The following is a 15,225-nucleotide window of genomic DNA, read 5'->3' as shown; positions in this document are numbered from 1 at the left end:
CCGCGGGGCGGCCGGTGCCGCCGTGGTGTGTGCAGCCGCAAGGCGGCGGAAGAAGCTCATGCGAAGGGCGTCACCCAGGTCTTGGAGACACCGTGAAGGCCAGGGGGCGGCGTCGACGGCATCGCCGCAGATGTGCGTGTCGAACCCGGCACGATCCGAGCGAGAGGCCCCGGGCTGCACATCCCCGGCGCCGTTACGGGACGACGACCACCTTGGCGCCGACCGTCGCGAACGCCCACATCGCGTCGCCGTCCGCGCGCTTCATCCGTACCCCGCCCGTCTTCAGCGTCGGGTCCGGGCTCGCCATCGAACCGTCCTGTGCCGCGCTGAACCCCACGGGCACATCCCCGTCGGCCATCGCGAACCGAACCACGTGCTCGATCAGCACGCCGTCCGAGCCCTTGATCGAGCCCGAGCGCGAACCCACTTTGTAGACCCCGGGCCGGGGGCTCAGGGCACTCGGCATGACGGCGAAGGTCCGGGTCACCTTCCCCTGCGCGTCGACCAGCCACACGCGCCGGTCGCCCAGTGCGTACACCACCCGCGCCCCGGTCCCGGATTCGGCGGGAAGCGCGGCTGGACGCTTTTTGTCCTTCGGCTTGTCGTGGCCGACGGCGGGGGCGCTGCTGGACGCCTCCGGCTTGGGGACGGCGACGGAGTCGGGGGCGTTCGCCGATGCCTGGTAGGCCAGGAAACCGACCGCGACGAGTGCCGCCGTGGTGAGCCCGGCCACGATTCCCGAGCTGCCCCTTGCCACCGTGCGCGCCCCTTTTGCCGATGTTCGTATGTCGTACAAGCGTTTACGTCGTACCCGCGTCTACCCGGTGACGGTAGCAGCAGGGGCCGGTGGGAACAGGATGCCGTACGGGGCGCCATGGAGCCGCCGGCGGAGCCGTAGGCTGTTTGCGTGCTCTTGCTCGCCGTGGATACCGCCACCCCCGCCGTCACCGTCGCCCTGCACGACGGGAAAACCGTCGTCGCCGAGTCGGGCCAGGTCGACGCCCGAAGGCACGGGGAGCTGCTGCTGCCCGCCGTCGACCGGGTCCTCGCCGAGGCCGGGGTGAAACTCGACGCCGTGACCGGTGTGGTCGTGGGCGTCGGCCCCGGCCCGTACACCGGTCTGCGGGTCGGTCTGGTGACGGCCGCGACGTTCGGCTCGGCGCTCTCCGTGCCGGTCCACGGGCTGTGCACGCTGGACGGTCTCGCGTACGCCGCCGGGCAGGGCGGACTGGAGGGCCCGTTCGCCGTGGCGACGGACGCCCGTCGCAAGGAGGTCTACTGGGCGCGGTACGAGGATCCCCGTACCCGCGTCGGCGAACCCGGCGTCGACCGGCCCGCCGACATCGCCGAGCAGCTCGCCGGGCTCCCGGTGGTCGGGGCGGGCGGGGCGCTCTACCCCGACGCGTTCCCGGACACCCGCGGTCCCGAGCACGTCAGCGCCGGGGCGCTCGCGGCGCTGGCCGCCGAGCGGCTCGCCGCCGGAGCGGAGCTGCTGCCGCCGCAGCCGCTGTATCTGCGTCGGCCCGACGCCCAGGTCCCGAAGAACTACAAGGTGGTCACCCCGAAGTGACGAGCCCGACTGCCGTGCTGCGTGAGATGCGCTGGTGGGACATCGACCCGGTGCTGCAGCTCGAACACGAGCTGTTCCCGGAGGACGCCTGGTCGGCCGGCATGTTCTGGTCCGAGCTGGCGCACGCCCGCGGGCCGCAGGCCACCCGCCGCTATGTCGTCGCCGAGGCCCCGGACACCGGACGTATCGTCGGATACGCGGGACTCGCCGCCGCCGGTGACCTCGCCGACGTCCAGACGATCGGCGTCACCCGCGACCACTGGGGCGGCGGGCTGGGCTCCGAACTCCTCACCGATCTGCTGAAGCACGCCACGGCGTTCGAGTGCGCGGAGGTGCTCCTCGAAGTCCGGGTCGACAACACGCGTGCGCAGAAGCTGTACGAACGCTTCGGCTTCGAACCGATCGGCTTCCGCCGCGGCTACTACCAGCCGGGCAACATCGACGCACTCGTCATGCGTCTCCACGTACAAGAACCCGCACCAGAGCACGTACAGGAAACTGGGACTGACTGATGGCTGACGAACCGCTCGTACTCGGTATCGAGACCTCCTGCGACGAGACCGGCGTCGGCATCGTCCGCGGTACGACGCTGCTCGCGGACGCCGTCGCGTCCAGCGTCGACACCCACGCCCGCTTCGGCGGCGTCGTCCCGGAGATCGCCTCCCGCGCGCACCTGGAGTCGATGGTCCCCACCATCGAACGCGCCCTGAAGGACGCGGGCATCAGTGCCCGCGACCTCGACGGCATCGCCGTCACCGCCGGTCCCGGGCTGGCGGGCGCGCTGCTCGTCGGCGTCTCGGCGGCGAAGGCGTACGCGTACGCCCTGAACAAGCCGCTGTACGGGGTGAACCACCTCGCCTCGCACATCTGCGTCGACCAGCTGGAGCACGGCCCGCTGCCCGAGCCGACGATGGCGCTGCTGGTCAGCGGCGGCCACTCCTCGCTGCTGCTCGCGCCGGACATCACCAACGACGTACGGCCGCTGGGCGCGACCATCGACGACGCGGCGGGCGAGGCGTTCGACAAGATCGCCCGAGTGCTGAACCTCGGCTTCCCCGGCGGCCCGGTCATCGACCGGCTGGCGAAGGAGGGCGATCCGAAGGCGATCGCGTTCCCGCGCGGCCTGAGCGGCTCGCGCGACCCCGCGTACGACTTCTCCTTCTCCGGTCTGAAGACGTCCGTCGCCCGCTGGATCGAGGCGAAGCAGGCCGCGGGCGAGGAGGTGCCGGTACGGGACGTGGCGGCGTCCTTCCAGGAGGCCGTCGTCGATGTGCTCACCCGGAAGGCCGTCCGGGCCTGCAAGGACGAGGGTGTCGACCACCTGATGATCGGCGGCGGCGTCGCGGCCAACTCGCGGCTGCGGGCGCTCGCCGAGGAGCGCTGCGAGCGGGCCGGCATCCGGCTGCGGGTGCCGCGGCCCGGACTGTGCACGGACAACGGGGCGATGGTCGCGGCGCTGGGCGCCGAGATGGTGGCGCGCAACCGTCCCGCGTCCGATCTGGAACTGTCGGCGGACTCGTCGCTGCCGGTGACGGACACGCATGTGCCGGGCAGCGCGCACGACCACGACCATGTGCATGAGATCAGCAAGGACAACCTCTACTCATGACCGTCGCCCTCATGTGGGAGGCCCGGGCCGTGGACGGCCGGGGCGCCGAACTGCTGGAGTGGGCCCGGGCACGCACCGGTGAGCTGGCGGACGAGCCGCTGCGGTACGAGCTGCTGCGCGCCCCGCAGGACCGGGTGCTCGTCATCACCTGGTGGGAGGCGGCATACGGCGCCGAGCTGCCCGAGCTGCCCGAACCTGCAGCCGAGTTGATCACCCGGGCGGTGCACCGATGGCGGTTCGAGGTGGCCGGCGGCTCCACCGGCGGAACATGAGAAAGCTCAGGGGATCCTGAGATATTTCTTCAACTTCTTCGGGGGAGGGTGTCGATTGCGGCGTCTCCCGTTCGACGCAAGGGTGAGAGGCGGGGAAAGCCCCCGCCCTCCCGTACCGAGGAGTCACCATGCCGCGCTTCCTGTCGATGGTCCGCATCGATGAGCAGAACCTCGCCTCCGAGGCCCCCGACCCCGACTTCGAGGTGCGCATGGGTGCGCTGTTCGAGGAGATCACCAAGGCCGGGGTCATGCTGGAGACGGCCGGGCTCACCCCCACCTCGCAGGGGACCCGGGTCACCTGGGAGGGCGGCAAGCTGAGCTGCACCGACGGGCCCTTCACCGAGACGAAGGAAGTCGTCGGCGGCTACGCCATCACCCAGTGCAAGGACATGGCCGAGGCGCTGGAGTGGACCAAGCGGTTCCTGGAGATCCACCCGAAGAACTGGACCGTCACCTCCGAGGTCCGTGAGATCGCCGAGAGCTAATTGTTCTGTCCCGGCAGGCTTTGCCCCGTCGGGCGGACATTGCCGGTCACAGCACCGGTAGAGCTTGCTGCGCCCCGGTACGGCTGCTCTGATGGGTGGCCGTGACGGAAGCAAGCGCGCCGCAGGCGGTCGAGGCGGTATTCAGGATCGAGTCCGCGCGGATCATCGCCGGTGTCACCCGCATCGTGCGGGACGTCGGCATCGCCGAGGAGCTCGCGCAGGACGCTCTGGTCGCCGCGCTTGAGCAGTGGCCGGAGTCGGGTGTCCCGGACAGACCGGGCGCCTGGCTCCTGGCCACCGCCAAGCACCGCGCGATCGATCTCGTACGCCGCAAGGAGACGTACGAGCGGAAGCTGGCCGAGGTCGGGCGGAGCCTGCAGGACGTGCCGCCGCCCGAGCCGGCGGACTTCCACAGCATCGAGGACCCCGACCGCATCGACGACGACCTGCTGCGGCTGATCTTCACCGCCTGCCACCCCGTGCTGTCGACCGAGGCTCGGATCGCGCTCACCCTGCGGCTGCTCGGCGGACTCACCACCGACGAGATCGCCCGGGCCTTCCTGGCGTCCGAACCGACCGTCGCCCAGCGCATCGTCCGCGCGAAACGCACCCTGGGCCGGGCGGGCGTCCCCTTCGAAGTGCCGTACGGACCCGAGCGTGCGGCCCGGCTCGAATCCGTTCTCGAAGTCATCTATCTGATCTTCAACGAGGGTTACTCGGCCACCGCGGGCGACGACTGGCTGCGCCCGGCGCTCTGCGAGGACGCGCTGCGGCTGGCCCGGGTGCTGGCCGGACTGATGGACAAGGAACCTGAAGTGCACGGCCTGGTGGCCCTGTTGGAGCTCCAGGCATCCCGCATCGCGGCCAGGACCGGACCGGACGGTGCGCCCGTGCTGCTCGCCGACCAGAACCGGTTCCGCTGGGACCGGCTGCTGATCCGGCGCGGGTATGCGGCCCTGGAGCGGGCGCACGCGGTGGGCGACGCCCCGGGTCCGTACGCCCTGCAGGCCGCGATCGCCGCATGCCACGCCCACGCGGTTACGTACGAGGAGACGGACTGGGCGGTCATCGCCACGCTCTACGGGCTACTGCTGAAGGCGGCTCCGTCGGCGGTCGTCGAGCTGAACCGGGCGGTCGCCGTCTCGATGGCGCAGGGGCCGGAGGCGGGGATCGCGCTGGTCGACGCCCTGGCCGGGGACCCGGCGCTGAGGGCGTACCACCTGCTGCCGAGCGTGCGCGGCGATCTGCTGGTGCGGCTGGGGCGCATGGACGAGGCACGGGCGGAGTTCCTGCGGGCGGCGGACCTGACCCGTAACGCGCGCGAGCGGGCGCTGCTGCTGGCCCGGGCGGAGAAGGAATCCGGCGCGGCGCGATGAGTTTCCGCGGCCCGCCCAAGCTTGACATCGAGGCGCAGCGCAACGCCTGACGGCGTCCGTGCAGCCCAGTGGGCCGGGTGTGCGACATGTGCCTCAAGGCCGCCCCGGTGAACGGAAACTGACGGGCCATGAGCGGGAATCGGTCAACCGGCCGACCGGGCTGTACGCCACTGAGGTGGCCCGGGTCGCGCGGGCGCATCGGCCGGTCCGGCAGCCTCGTTGAGCGCGTGACCGGGGCGCATCGGGCGCCCGTCGCGAGAGGAGCCATCATGTCCGACCAGTACGACTACAGCCCCGAGTCCGGGGCGGGCGACGACGGTGCCCACGACTCCGACGACTCCGAGTACGACAGCGCGGACGCCGGGTTCGACGACTACAGCGAGTACCCGGACGGCCGGTCGGACAGCTGAGAGACCGGACGGAACGGGCGGGAACCCCGTCGTCACCGGCCCCGCCCGTCCCGTACACCGTTCCGGCCGCACCTCATCGGAACAGCGCCGTCGCGATCTCGTCGGTCGCGGCGATCCGGACGTCGCCCGGGTGGGGGTACTACACCTTCAGCACCGCGGGACCCGTCGTGCCGCTGGGCGGGGACGATGATCCCGGCCCGGCCGTGCAGGACCGGTCCGGTGTCCACGGCTCAGTGCCAGCGCCGCAGCGGCTCGTCGACCAGCCCCGGCAGCGACTCCATCCGGGCCCGGCCGCGTGCGCCTTCCCGGCCGAGCGTGGTCCGCGCGAAGTCCGCGGGTGTCCCGATCATCCGGACAGCCTGCGGAGAGCCGCTAGCGGATCGCACTTGCCGTCCGGCGGTAGGTCGAGCGCCGGTCCGTGATATCCGCCCAGAGGTCCCCGTACACGTTCCTCCTGACTCCCGGCTCCCGCAGGAAGTCGTGCGGGAAGCCGAGCGGTACCTCGCTCGCTGCGTCGAGCCGGTGCACCGCGTCGGCGTCGAGCGTGACATCGACACCGGCGAGATTGTCGGCGAGCTGGCTCACCCTGGTGGCTGCGATGATCGGGATGATGTTCCCGGGCCGTCCGCGCAGCCACGCCAGCGCCACCTGCGCCGGGCTCCAGCCGTCCTGTTCGGCGACCTCCAGCACCGCGGTGAGGATCTCCTCCTCCCGGCGGTCGGCCCGGTTGTCGAAGGCGGGCGAGTCCAGCCGGCCCGTTTCGCCGCGGCGGTACTTCCCGGTGAGCTTGCCTGCGGCGAGCGGGCTCCACGCCAGCACGGCCTGGTCGAAGGCGCGGGCCTGCGGCAGCAGTTCGCGTTCCGGGGTGCGATCCAGCAGGTTGTACCGCAGCTGCGAACCGGCGAACGAGGTCCAGCCCCGCAGCTCGGCCATGGTGCTCGCCTGCGCGATCTCCCACGCCACCCAGTCCGACACCCCGAGATAGAGCACCTTGCCGGACCGTACGAGGTCGTCGAGGGCGCGCATGACCTCCTCGACCGGGGTGAAGTTGTCCCGTGCGTGCACCCACAGCACGTCGATGCGGTCGGTACGCAGCCGGGCGAGGCTCGACTCCACCGACTGGACCAGGTTCTTCCGGTGGTTGCCCGCCGCGTTCACATCGCCCGTGCGGGTGGCGCAGCTGTACTTCGTGGCGAGCACGAACCGGTCCCGGCGGCCTTCGAGCAGCTCGCCGAGGATCGTCTCCGAGCTGCCGTTGGTGTAGTTGTTGGCGGTGTCGATGAAGTTGCCGCCCGCGTCCGCGTACGTGTCGACGATCCGGGCGCTGGTCTCCTTGTCCGCGCCCCACCCCCAGTCCTCGCCGATGGTCATGGCGCCGAGGCTCAGCTCGCTCACCCGCAGGCCGGTCCGGCCGAACAGCGTGTACTGCACAGTGTTCTCCCTCGGTACGTGCGTGCTTCCGGTCAGCCGGTCGCATTCGGACGTTACGAGCTGGAGCGTGCTTCAACGCAAGCCACGCCGAACCGTGCCCGCACCCGGTCGGTAGGGTCGGCCCCATGTCCCGCCGCACGCTGCTGCCGCCGCCCCCTCCGCCCGTCGAGATACGTTCCTGGCCCGACAGGGAAGCCTTGCTCGCCGACCGGGCCGTCGTCCTCGGCGAGCTGGTCGCCCTGCATGTGGGGCGCGGCCGGCTGGTGCTGCTGTGGCTGTGGGGCATCCTGTGCGCGCTCGGCTGGTCGCTGGTGGGGACCGCGATCCTCACGTTCGAGGAGTCGTACGACATCGTCAGTGCCGTCCCCGGCGTCGTCCTCGCCGCCCTGGGCGCCTGCTGTGTCGTGCCGTCGGTGGTCTTCGTCGTCGTCGGCCTGCGCCGCGACCGGCAGATCCGCCGACTGCTCTACGCCTGGGGCGAGTTGGACCGCGATCCGGACGGTGACATGCGGCTGCGGGCCCCCGGTATGAGCCTCGCCTGGATGCTGCCGTCGTTCGCGCTGTGCGCGGTCGGGCTGTACGCCTGCGTGGCCGTCCCGGCGAGTGCGGAGGCGCCTGAGGACACCTACGGTGCGGTCGCCCTCGTCATGGGACTCGGGATGATCGGCTGGCTGCTCGGTCTGATCGGCGTCACCAAGGCGTTCGCACACCGCCGTTGGGTGCTGAGGGTGCTCGTCGAGGCGCCCGGGCCCGAGCCGCTGTTCTCCGTCGGCGGCGGTGCTCACCGCTGAAACCGTCTCTATCCTGGCCGCGTAACAGGACCCGCTCAGGGGGAGGGTGTCACATGGAGTGGTACTGGTGGGTGCTCATCATCTTCTGGACCGGCGGCTTCGGATGGGCGGTCGACAACGTCCGTACGGCGTTGCGCAACCGGCACACCCGCAGGCTGGAACTGCTGGAGGCGGGCAAGCAGGAACGCCTGGCCGTCGAGGCGGCGAACCGGCCGCCGGAGCCGGTCTGCGGCTGCACGCACCACCTTGCGAAGCATGACAAGCAGGGCAGGTGCCATGAGCGGGTCGAGGTGCCGACGGCCTGGGACGAGAGCAAGAAGCCGGTCCGCTTCGAAGCCGGGCAGTGCAACTGCCAGCAGTACGTGGGCCCGCAGCCGCTCTCCCAGGTGTATGCGGACGACCTGACCGACCTGGCCTGACGCCTTGCCCCACGACGGGGAGTGGGCTCCCCGTCGCGGGGGAGACCTAAGGCGTGTCGGGCCGCACGGGGTGGCCGATCAGCATGGTCGGCGCCCCGGCGACCCGGGTCAGGAACACGGTCGCCGCGTTGGGGCCCTGGAGCTTCATCTTCCTGCGCAGCTCCTCCGGTTCGACGGCCGAGCCCCGCTTCTTGACGGTCAGGACGCCGACCCTCCGCTCCCGCAGCAGCGCCTTCAGCTTCTTCATGTTGAAGGGCAGTTGGTCGGTGATCTCGTACGCGGAGGCGTAGAGGGAATCGTACGGCTCGTCGCTCGTGACGTACGCGATCGTCTCGTCGACCAGCCGGCCGCCCGACCGCTCCACGATGTCGGCGACCAGATGGGCGCGGATGACGGCCCCGTCCGGCTCGTACAGATAGCGGCCCACCGGTCCGACGGGCGGGGCGGGCAGCGCGGCCGGGGCCGACAGGGTCGCGCCCGCCGGGAGCAGTGTGGCGCGGTACGAGCCCGGGGCGAACCCTTCGCCGAACCAGAGCACCGCCTCCTTCACATCGCCGTGGTCCGAGATCCACTCCGCCTCCGCCTGTGCCGGGATCGCCTCGTGCGGGATGCCGGGGGCGATCTTCAGCGCGGCGCGGGGGGCCGCCAGCGCGGCGCCGGTCGCCCAGGAGAGCGGCGGCGAGTACGCCTCGGGGTCGAAGATCCTGCCGCGCCCGCCGCGCCGGGCCGGGTCGACGAAGACCGCGTCGTACGCAGACGTGTCGATCTCGGTGACATCGGCGCAGCGCACCTCGATCAGGGTGTCGAGGCCGAGTGCGGCGGCATTGGCGCGGGCCACCTCGGCGGTCAGCGGGTCGCGGTCCACGGCGAGGACGGAGATGCCCGCGCGGGCGAGGGCGATGGCGTCACCGCCGATCCCGCAGCAGAGGTCGGCGACGCTGCGCACGCCCGCGTCGGCGAAGCGCCGGGCGCGGTAGGTGGCGACCGAGGTACGGGTCGCCTGCTCGACGCCGTTCGGTGTGAAGAACATCCGGTACGCGTCCCCGGCGCCGAACTTCGCCACCGCCCGCTGCCGCAGCCGCGCCTGTCCCAGCGCCGCCGACACCAGCGGGGCCGGATGGCCGCGGCGCAGCCGGGTGGCGGTGGCGAGCTCCTGGGAGGGGTCGTAGGCCCGCAGCTCGGCGAGGAGTGCCTCGCCCTCGGGTGTGCGCAGGGCCATGAAGGCGGCGAGCGGGTCGGTCGGGCCGGTCGGATCGAAGGCGTTCACCGGCCCATTGTGAGCCAGCCGGGGGACCGCGCGGGCCCGGCGGAGGTGTCGGCCCCAGCGGCCGGGCAGCCACTGGCAGTATGCGAAACCATGCGGCTTGTACGACAAAAGGAAGATTTAACCGCACAGGGGCATGGTCCGGGCGTCATGCGGCGCGGACCGGGCCATGTGGTCCTGGCCGCACTCCTTGTCGCCGCAGCCGCGCCCGGCTGCGCCTCCGAGTCCGGCGGCGGCCCCGCCGCCGGGCATCCGGGCGGCTCCGCCCAGCGGACGCAGGCCGCACGCGACCTGCACCCGGGCGACATCATCCTCACGCACGTCAGGGGCCGTGAGGACTGGAGCGGCTCCATGGCCGACCTGGTCCGGGCGGTCATGAGGACCATCGCGGACAAGGGGTACGCCGTGGCCCGGCTGGAGAACCACGTATGAGAAGGGCGCACCGGATGCTCGCCGGACTGCTGGCAGCCGGTGCGTTCCTGACCGCCACCGCGGGGTGTGCGCAGTCGGTCGACCCGATCGAACGGCTGGGCCGGAAGGCCGCGCAGAAGGTGAGCCGGCCGCACCGGACGCCGGGGCCGGGACCGGTGGCGGAGCCGGAGCGCCGGCAGGGTGTGCGGGGTGATCAGGGGGAGGCGGGGCCGATGGTCGTCGGCTCCTGCGGCCGGCCGGGATGGCTGCAGGAGCCCGGGCCTCCATGGTTGTCTCCGCCGCTGAGACACTGGTGGCCCGACTGGTCGGGACCGTCCGGCGGAGCGGGCGCCGGGACGGGGTGCCTGCCGTACGGTCACGAGGCGCGGTGCGATCGCGGCGAAGGACCGGACCGGGCCCGCCCGGGGCCGGTTTGCGCGCAGCGGCGCGACGCCGGCCGCGGCTCCGCGAATCAACCGCCCTGCCCGCAGCCGACGTGCGCGCCGCCCACCAGCGCATCGGGCCATGGCAGCCCGCCCAAGGAGTCTGCTGTCGGCGATAACTGAAGTGGTCGGTCAGCAGAACGCCGTTGGGGTCCTCAAGGCCGACAGTGATGTGTTCGTGAACGCGGCGGCCCGGGAACGGGTTGCCGGACCGTCGTGCACAGCAGGAGGAATTGCGTCGGGCGCTGCCTGGGAGCCCACCCCGACGAGGGCCTCACCTCACCCGGGGGCATGAAGCTCCAGGGCTGAGCGACCCTGCGCAAGCGCCCGTCCCCGGCAGCACCGGAGGGACGGGCGCTTCGCGTCGCTCGGGACCGGCCGTGGGCGTTCATGGTCTCGGTTTCCCAGCCGTCGAGCAGGTCGGGCAACGCCTTGGGGTCGGGGCCGGGGTCGCGGTGCCGGCGGATGAAGGCGCGGGCGCCGACGGGGGGCCTGACGTCCGGCACCTCCTCACCGTCGTACGGAACGGTGCGGTTCGTCCCTTCGTTCCCCGTACGTCGTCCCGGGAGCAGTCCGGTGCGGTGACGCCACGACCGGACTGAATTGGCACTCCGCTTGACCGAGTGCTAATCGCGGTCATAGTCTCAGCTCTGGCACTCCCCACTGGAGAGTGCCAGCAGTACTGTGCGACCGGCAGGTCCGGCACCCGCGACGACGGACCCACCTGATCGCCACCCCAGACAGTTAACCCCGCAGTTAACCCCGAGATCTCCGAAGGGGGAGGCCGGATCGTGACGACCACCAGCTCCAAGGTTGCCATCAAGCCGCTTGAGGACCGCATTGTGGTCCAGCCGCTCGACGCCGAGCAGACCACGGCCTCTGGCCTGGTCATCCCGGACACCGCCAAGGAGAAGCCCCAGGAGGGCGTCGTCCTGGCCGTGGGCCCGGGCCGCTTCGAGAACGGCGAGCGTCTGCCGCTCGACGTCAAGACCGGTGACATCGTGCTGTACAGCAAGTACGGCGGCACCGAGGTGAAGTACAACGGCGAGGAGTACCTCGTCCTCTCGGCTCGCGACGTGCTCGCGATCATCGAGAAGTAATTCACACACGTTTGCTTCCGTTCTGCGCCCCTGGCCCCCTGCGAGATAACAAGCCGGGCGGTCAGGGGCGCAGTTCGTTCGAGAGGACAGTTCAGCTCCCATGGCGAAGATTCTGAAGTTCGACGAGGACGCCCGTCGCGCCCTTGAGCGCGGCGTCAACAAGCTTGCCGACACGGTCAAGGTGACGATCGGCCCCAAGGGCCGCAACGTCGTCATCGACAAGAAGTTCGGCGCTCCCACCATCACCAACGACGGTGTCACCATCGCGCGCGAGGTCGAGCTCGACGACCCGTACGAGAACCTCGGTGCCCAGCTGGTGAAGGAGGTGGCGACCAAGACCAACGACGTAGCGGGTGACGGCACCACCACCGCCACCGTGCTCGCCCAGGCGCTCGTCCGCGAGGGCCTGCGCAACGTTGCCGCGGGCGCTTCCCCGGCCGCCCTGAAGAAGGGCATCGACGCCGCGGTCAAGGCTGTGTCCGAGGAGCTCCTCGCGACCGCCCGCCCGATCGACGACAAGTCCGACATCGCCGCCGTGGCCGCGCTCTCCGCGCAGGACTCGCAGGTCGGCGAGCTCATCGCGGACGCGATGGACAAGGTCGGCAAGGACGGCGTCATCACCGTCGAGGAGTCCAACACCTTCGGCCTGGACCTCGAGTTCACCGAGGGCATGGCCTTCGACAAGGGTTACCTGTCCCCGTACATGGTGACCGACCAGGAGCGTATGGAGGCCGTCCTCGACGACCCGTACATCCTGATCCACCAGGGCAAGATCGGCTCGATCCAGGAGCTGCTCCCGCTGCTGGAGAAGGTCATCCAGGCCGGTGGCTCCAAGCCGCTGCTGATCATCGCCGAGGACGTCGAGGGCGAGGCCCTGTCGACCCTGGTCGTCAACAAGATCCGTGGCACCTTCAACGCCGTCGCGGTGAAGGCCCCGGGCTTCGGTGACCGCCGCAAGGCCATGCTCGGCGACATCGCCACCCTCACCGGTGCGACCGTCATCGCCGAGGAGGTCGGCCTCAAGCTCGACCAGGCCGGTCTGGACGTGCTGGGCACCGCCCGCCGTGTCACGGTCTCCAAGGACGACACGACCATCGTGGACGGCGGCGGCGAGCCCGGCGACGTCAAGGGCCGGGTCAACCAGATCAAGGCCGAGATCGACGCCACCGACTCCGACTGGGACCGCGAGAAGCTCCAGGAGCGCCTCGCGAAGCTGGCCGGCGGCGTGTGCGTGATCCGTGTCGGTGCCGCCACCGAGGTGGAGCTCAAGGAGAAGAAGCACCGTCTGGAGGACGCCATCTCCGCGACCCGCGCCGCGGTCGAGGAGGGCATCGTCTCCGGTGGTGGCTCCGCTCTGGTCCACGCCGTCAAGGTTCTCGAGGGCAACCTCGACAAGACCGGCGACGAGGCCACCGGTGTCGCGGTCGTGCGCCGCGCCGCGGTCGAGCCGCTGCGCTGGATCGCCGAGAACGCCGGCCTCGAGGGTTACGTCATCACCTCGAAGGTCGCCGAGCTCGACAAGGGCCAGGGCTTCAACGCCGCGACGGGCGAGTACGGCGACCTGGTGAAGGCCGGCGTCATCGACCCGGTCAAGGTCACCCGCTCCGCGCTGGAGAACGCCGCGTCCATCGCGTCGCTGCTGCTGACGACCGAGACCCTGGTCGTCGAGAAGCCGGCCGAGGAAGAGGCCGAAGCCGGTCACGGCGGCCACGGTCACTCGCACTGACGCGCTGCCACCTCGGCTCACCGCCGCACAAGGCCCCCGTTCGCCCCGCTGTTCAGCGAGGGGAACGGGGGCCTTCGGCCGTTCTTTGCCGTTGGATCAGTCGAGCGCGCCGAGCTGCCGCATCAGGCCGAGGAGATCCTCGTGCCACCAGCCTTCCTGGATCCTGCCGTCCTTGAACCGGAAGATCGTGGTGCCCGTCATGGTGCACTGCCTGCCCGTGGGGGCGATCCCCATGAAGTCGCCCTCGTGGGTGCCGGTCCAGGTCCACAGCGTCACGACGTCGTCACCCTCACAGACCTGCCGGTCCAGGCTGAAGGTGAAGTCGAAGGCCGCGCGCCATGCGATCACCTCGTTCTTCAGGGAGTCGGACCCGATCACCGTGTCCTGTTCCTTCGCGACGTCGTGGTCGATGTAGTCGGGCGCGAACACCTCGTCGATGGCTTCGAGGTTGCCCCCGACAGCGATCTCGTGGAAGAACCGGCGCGACAGTGTCTGGTTCAACTGTTCGTCACGGACCACATCGAGGTCGGTGAAGGTGGGCATCCCGTCGCAGAGCGCCACCAGCTCCTGGAAGATCTGGTCGGTCTCCGGCAGCTTCGAGTTCGCCATCGCATCTTCGTACGAAGGGAATTCGACGATCTCGACGTAGTGAGACCCGTCGGAGCGGTCCTTGCCGATGAGGCTGTGCGTAGCCGTCCGGGTGCCCTTGGTCTGTGCGACCCATTCGTCCATGAGGCGGTCCATGTCGTCGAACCGATCCGTCTTGCAGTCGATTACTTGTACGAATCTCATGGCGTCTCCCGGTCCTGAGGTCCGGATGGGATCCTTCCAGTTTAGTGAGACAGCGGGCTTTCGATGTTCGGGGCTCAGGCCGAGTGCCGCAGGCTTCCGGCGTGCACGGGGTCCGCGAAGGGCAGACCGGACGCGAACCGCTCCATCTCGTCGAGTGCCTGGTCGGCCATCCGGTGCAGCTCGTCGCCCAGCGAGCCCGCGATGTGCGGAGTGAGCAGCACATTCGGCAGCTCGTACAACGGCGAGAGCGCGGGCGGAAGTTCGGGATCCGTCACATCCAGCACCGCGTGCAGCCGCCCGCTCCGCAGCTGGGGAAGCAAGGCATCCTCGTCGATCAGCGACCCGCGAGCCGTGTTGATCAGCGTCGTGCCCGTCGCCATCGCCGCCAGCTGCGCCGCGCCGATCAGATGGTGCGTCTCCGGCAGCTGCGGCGCATGCACGGAGACGACGGAACTGCCTGCGCACAGCTCGTCCAGCGTCGCGAGCCGTACGCCCAGCCGGGCCGCCTCCGCCGCGTCCACGTACGGGTCGTACAGCAGGACGTCCAGGTCGAAGGGGTGCAGCAGCTCGATCACCCGTCGGCCGATGCGGGATGCGCCGATGATGCCGACGGTACGGCGGTAGTTGCCGGAGCCGGCGAGCTCCTGGAGCCAGTCGTGGTCGGTGCGGATGGCGGCGTAACGCTGCGCGGTCTGCAGCACCCGCTTGCCCGCGAACAGGATCGCGGCAAGGGTGAACTCGGCGACGGGCAGCGCATTGGCAGCGGCCGCCGAGGTGACGGCGATCCCGCGTGCCCAGCAGGCGTCCGTGATGTGGTGCTTCACGGAACCGGCCGCGTGCACCACCGCCCGCAGCCGCGGCGCGCCCTCCAGCACCTCGGCGGTCAGCGGTGTCGCACCCCAGCAGGTCAACAGCACGTCGGCCTCGGCGAGCGCGGCGGCCGTCTCCGGTGTCGGGTCGGCCAGGTCGTGGGCGACGAAGCGGGGATCCGTACGGGTGAGGGCGGCCAGTCGCGTGCGGTGGCGCTCGGCGAGGAGCCGGTCGGCGATGCCGGGGCCCATCGCCAGCAGGGCTTTCGGCCGGTTGTCAGTGGCGTGAGGCATGGTGGAACTCGTACTCCTCAAAG

16 protein-coding genes and 1 pseudogene are annotated in these 15,225 nt (G+C 70.7%); 12 read left to right on the top strand and 5 right to left on the bottom strand.

Translation table 11 applies throughout. The annotated features are described in order from the left end of the window. Window positions 1-193: 193 nt before the first annotated feature. On the bottom strand, window positions 194-757 hold the full coding sequence (locus tag ACIBB8_RS12020; protein WP_398951072.1) for a hypothetical protein: 564 nt from the start codon (window positions 755-757) through the stop codon (window positions 194-196). A 150-nt stretch (window positions 758-907) separates the two neighbouring features. Here ACIBB8_RS12020 and tsaB point away from each other — a divergent pair, with 150 nt between their 5' ends. From tsaB to ACIBB8_RS11985, 7 genes are all read left to right on the top strand, one after another. Continuing rightward, on the top strand, window positions 908-1,570 hold the full coding sequence (gene tsaB / locus ACIBB8_RS12015; RefSeq protein ID WP_398951070.1) for a tRNA (adenosine(37)-N6)-threonylcarbamoyltransferase complex dimerization subunit type 1 TsaB: 663 nt from the start codon (window positions 908-910) through the stop codon (window positions 1,568-1,570). Further along, window positions 1,567-2,082, top strand: coding sequence for a ribosomal protein S18-alanine N-acetyltransferase (gene rimI, locus ACIBB8_RS12010; protein WP_345515005.1), 516 nt, complete (start codon window positions 1,567-1,569; stop codon window positions 2,080-2,082). Before tsaB ends, rimI begins: the two co-directional genes overlap by 4 nt. Then, window positions 2,082-3,179 carry a tRNA (adenosine(37)-N6)-threonylcarbamoyltransferase complex transferase subunit TsaD gene (tsaD, locus tag ACIBB8_RS12005; protein WP_366133268.1) on the top strand — a complete coding sequence of 366 codons (1,098 nt, stop codon included), beginning with the start codon at window positions 2,082-2,084 and terminating at the stop codon, window positions 3,177-3,179. The genes rimI and tsaD overlap by 1 nt, the downstream gene beginning before the upstream one ends. Next, a complete protein-coding gene (locus tag ACIBB8_RS12000; protein WP_366694805.1) occupies window positions 3,176-3,451 on the top strand; it encodes a hypothetical protein in 276 nt (91 codons plus the stop codon). Before tsaD ends, ACIBB8_RS12000 begins: the two co-directional genes overlap by 4 nt. Before the next feature lie 128 nt (window positions 3,452-3,579). Continuing rightward, on the top strand, window positions 3,580-3,936 hold the full coding sequence (locus ACIBB8_RS11995) for a YciI family protein (RefSeq protein ID WP_398951066.1): 357 nt from the start codon (window positions 3,580-3,582) through the stop codon (window positions 3,934-3,936). Between the two features lie 95 nt (window positions 3,937-4,031). Next, entirely contained in the window at window positions 4,032-5,312 is a 1,281-nt protein-coding gene (locus tag ACIBB8_RS11990) for an RNA polymerase sigma factor (protein ID WP_398951064.1), read from the top strand. Between the two features lie 269 nt (window positions 5,313-5,581). Then, window positions 5,582-5,722: a hypothetical protein gene (locus ACIBB8_RS11985; protein ID WP_398951061.1), complete on the top strand. Its 141-nt coding sequence runs from the start codon at window positions 5,582-5,584 to the stop codon at window positions 5,720-5,722. Between the two features lie 372 nt (window positions 5,723-6,094). Here ACIBB8_RS11985 and ACIBB8_RS11980 read toward each other — a convergent pair whose 3' ends face one another. Then, entirely contained in the window at window positions 6,095-7,153 is a 1,059-nt protein-coding gene (locus ACIBB8_RS11980; RefSeq protein ID WP_398951059.1) for an aldo/keto reductase, read from the bottom strand. 125 nt (window positions 7,154-7,278) lie between these two features. Here ACIBB8_RS11980 and ACIBB8_RS11975 point away from each other — a divergent pair, with 125 nt between their 5' ends. After that, window positions 7,279-7,944 carry a hypothetical protein gene (locus tag ACIBB8_RS11975; RefSeq protein WP_398951057.1) on the top strand — a complete coding sequence of 222 codons (666 nt, stop codon included), beginning with the start codon at window positions 7,279-7,281 and terminating at the stop codon, window positions 7,942-7,944. 53 nt (window positions 7,945-7,997) lie between these two features. After that, the gene (locus tag ACIBB8_RS11970; RefSeq protein WP_398951055.1) at window positions 7,998-8,363 is read left to right on the top strand and encodes a hypothetical protein; all 366 of its coding nucleotides are present in this window, start codon (window positions 7,998-8,000) and stop codon (window positions 8,361-8,363) included. A 46-nt stretch (window positions 8,364-8,409) separates the two neighbouring features. Here the strand turns inward: ACIBB8_RS11970 and ACIBB8_RS11965 are convergent, their stop codons facing one another. After that, entirely contained in the window at window positions 8,410-9,582 is a 1,173-nt protein-coding gene (locus tag ACIBB8_RS11965) for a methyltransferase domain-containing protein (protein ID WP_398951202.1), read from the bottom strand. Window positions 9,583-9,912: 330 nt separating this feature from the next. Between ACIBB8_RS11965 and ACIBB8_RS11960 the strand changes: the two are divergent. The 3 genes and pseudogenes from ACIBB8_RS11960 to groL form a co-directional block, all read left to right on the top strand. Beyond that, window positions 9,913-10,059, top strand: a pseudogene (locus ACIBB8_RS11960) (polysaccharide deacetylase family protein); the annotation flags it as partial. Between the two features lie 1,213 nt (window positions 10,060-11,272). Beyond that, complete coding sequence (gene groES, locus ACIBB8_RS11955) at window positions 11,273-11,581, top strand: co-chaperone GroES (RefSeq protein ID WP_003998759.1); 309 nt, start codon at window positions 11,273-11,275, stop codon at window positions 11,579-11,581. 100 nt (window positions 11,582-11,681) lie between these two features. Next, window positions 11,682-13,307: a chaperonin GroEL gene (groL, locus tag ACIBB8_RS11950; protein WP_327244799.1), complete on the top strand. Its 1,626-nt coding sequence runs from the start codon at window positions 11,682-11,684 to the stop codon at window positions 13,305-13,307. Window positions 13,308-13,403: 96 nt separating this feature from the next. Here the strand turns inward: groL and ACIBB8_RS11945 are convergent, their stop codons facing one another. Both ACIBB8_RS11945 and ACIBB8_RS11940 read right to left on the bottom strand, forming a co-directional pair. Then, complete coding sequence (locus tag ACIBB8_RS11945; protein WP_398951053.1) at window positions 13,404-14,099, bottom strand: ester cyclase; 696 nt, start codon at window positions 14,097-14,099, stop codon at window positions 13,404-13,406. Between the two features lie 74 nt (window positions 14,100-14,173). Further along, a complete protein-coding gene (locus ACIBB8_RS11940; RefSeq protein ID WP_398951051.1) occupies window positions 14,174-15,202 on the bottom strand; it encodes a hydroxyacid dehydrogenase in 1,029 nt (342 codons plus the stop codon). Between the last annotated feature and the right edge of the window lie 23 nt (window positions 15,203-15,225).

The sequence above is a fragment of the Streptomyces sp. NPDC051286 genome (assembly GCF_044455345.1).
In the GTDB taxonomy this organism is placed as follows: domain Bacteria; phylum Actinomycetota; class Actinomycetes; order Streptomycetales; family Streptomycetaceae; genus Streptomyces.
This window is presented reverse-complemented; position numbering and strand designations above follow the sequence as displayed.

Excerpts from the sequence above, each read along its gene's own strand:
- tsaD (WP_366133268.1), top strand. The coding sequence starts at position 2,082 with ATGGCTGACGAACCGCTCGTACTCGGTATCGAGACCTCCTGCGACGAG.
- ACIBB8_RS12000 (WP_366694805.1), top strand. The coding sequence starts at position 3,176 with ATGACCGTCGCCCTCATGTGGGAGGCCCGGGCCGTGGACGGCCGGGGC.
- ACIBB8_RS11995 (WP_398951066.1), top strand. The coding sequence starts at position 3,580 with ATGCCGCGCTTCCTGTCGATGGTCCGCATCGATGAGCAGAACCTCGCC.
- ACIBB8_RS11985 (WP_398951061.1), top strand. The coding sequence starts at position 5,582 with ATGTCCGACCAGTACGACTACAGCCCCGAGTCCGGGGCGGGCGACGAC.
- ACIBB8_RS11975 (WP_398951057.1), top strand. The coding sequence starts at position 7,279 with ATGTCCCGCCGCACGCTGCTGCCGCCGCCCCCTCCGCCCGTCGAGATA.
- ACIBB8_RS11970 (WP_398951055.1), top strand. The coding sequence starts at position 7,998 with ATGGAGTGGTACTGGTGGGTGCTCATCATCTTCTGGACCGGCGGCTTC.
- ACIBB8_RS11965 (WP_398951202.1), bottom strand. The coding sequence starts at position 9,582 with ATGGCCCTGCGCACACCCGAGGGCGAGGCACTCCTCGCCGAGCTGCGG.
- groL (WP_327244799.1), top strand. The coding sequence starts at position 11,682 with ATGGCGAAGATTCTGAAGTTCGACGAGGACGCCCGTCGCGCCCTTGAG.
- ACIBB8_RS11945 (WP_398951053.1), bottom strand. The coding sequence starts at position 14,099 with ATGAGATTCGTACAAGTAATCGACTGCAAGACGGATCGGTTCGACGAC.
- ACIBB8_RS11940 (WP_398951051.1), bottom strand. The coding sequence starts at position 15,202 with ATGCCTCACGCCACTGACAACCGGCCGAAAGCCCTGCTGGCGATGGGC.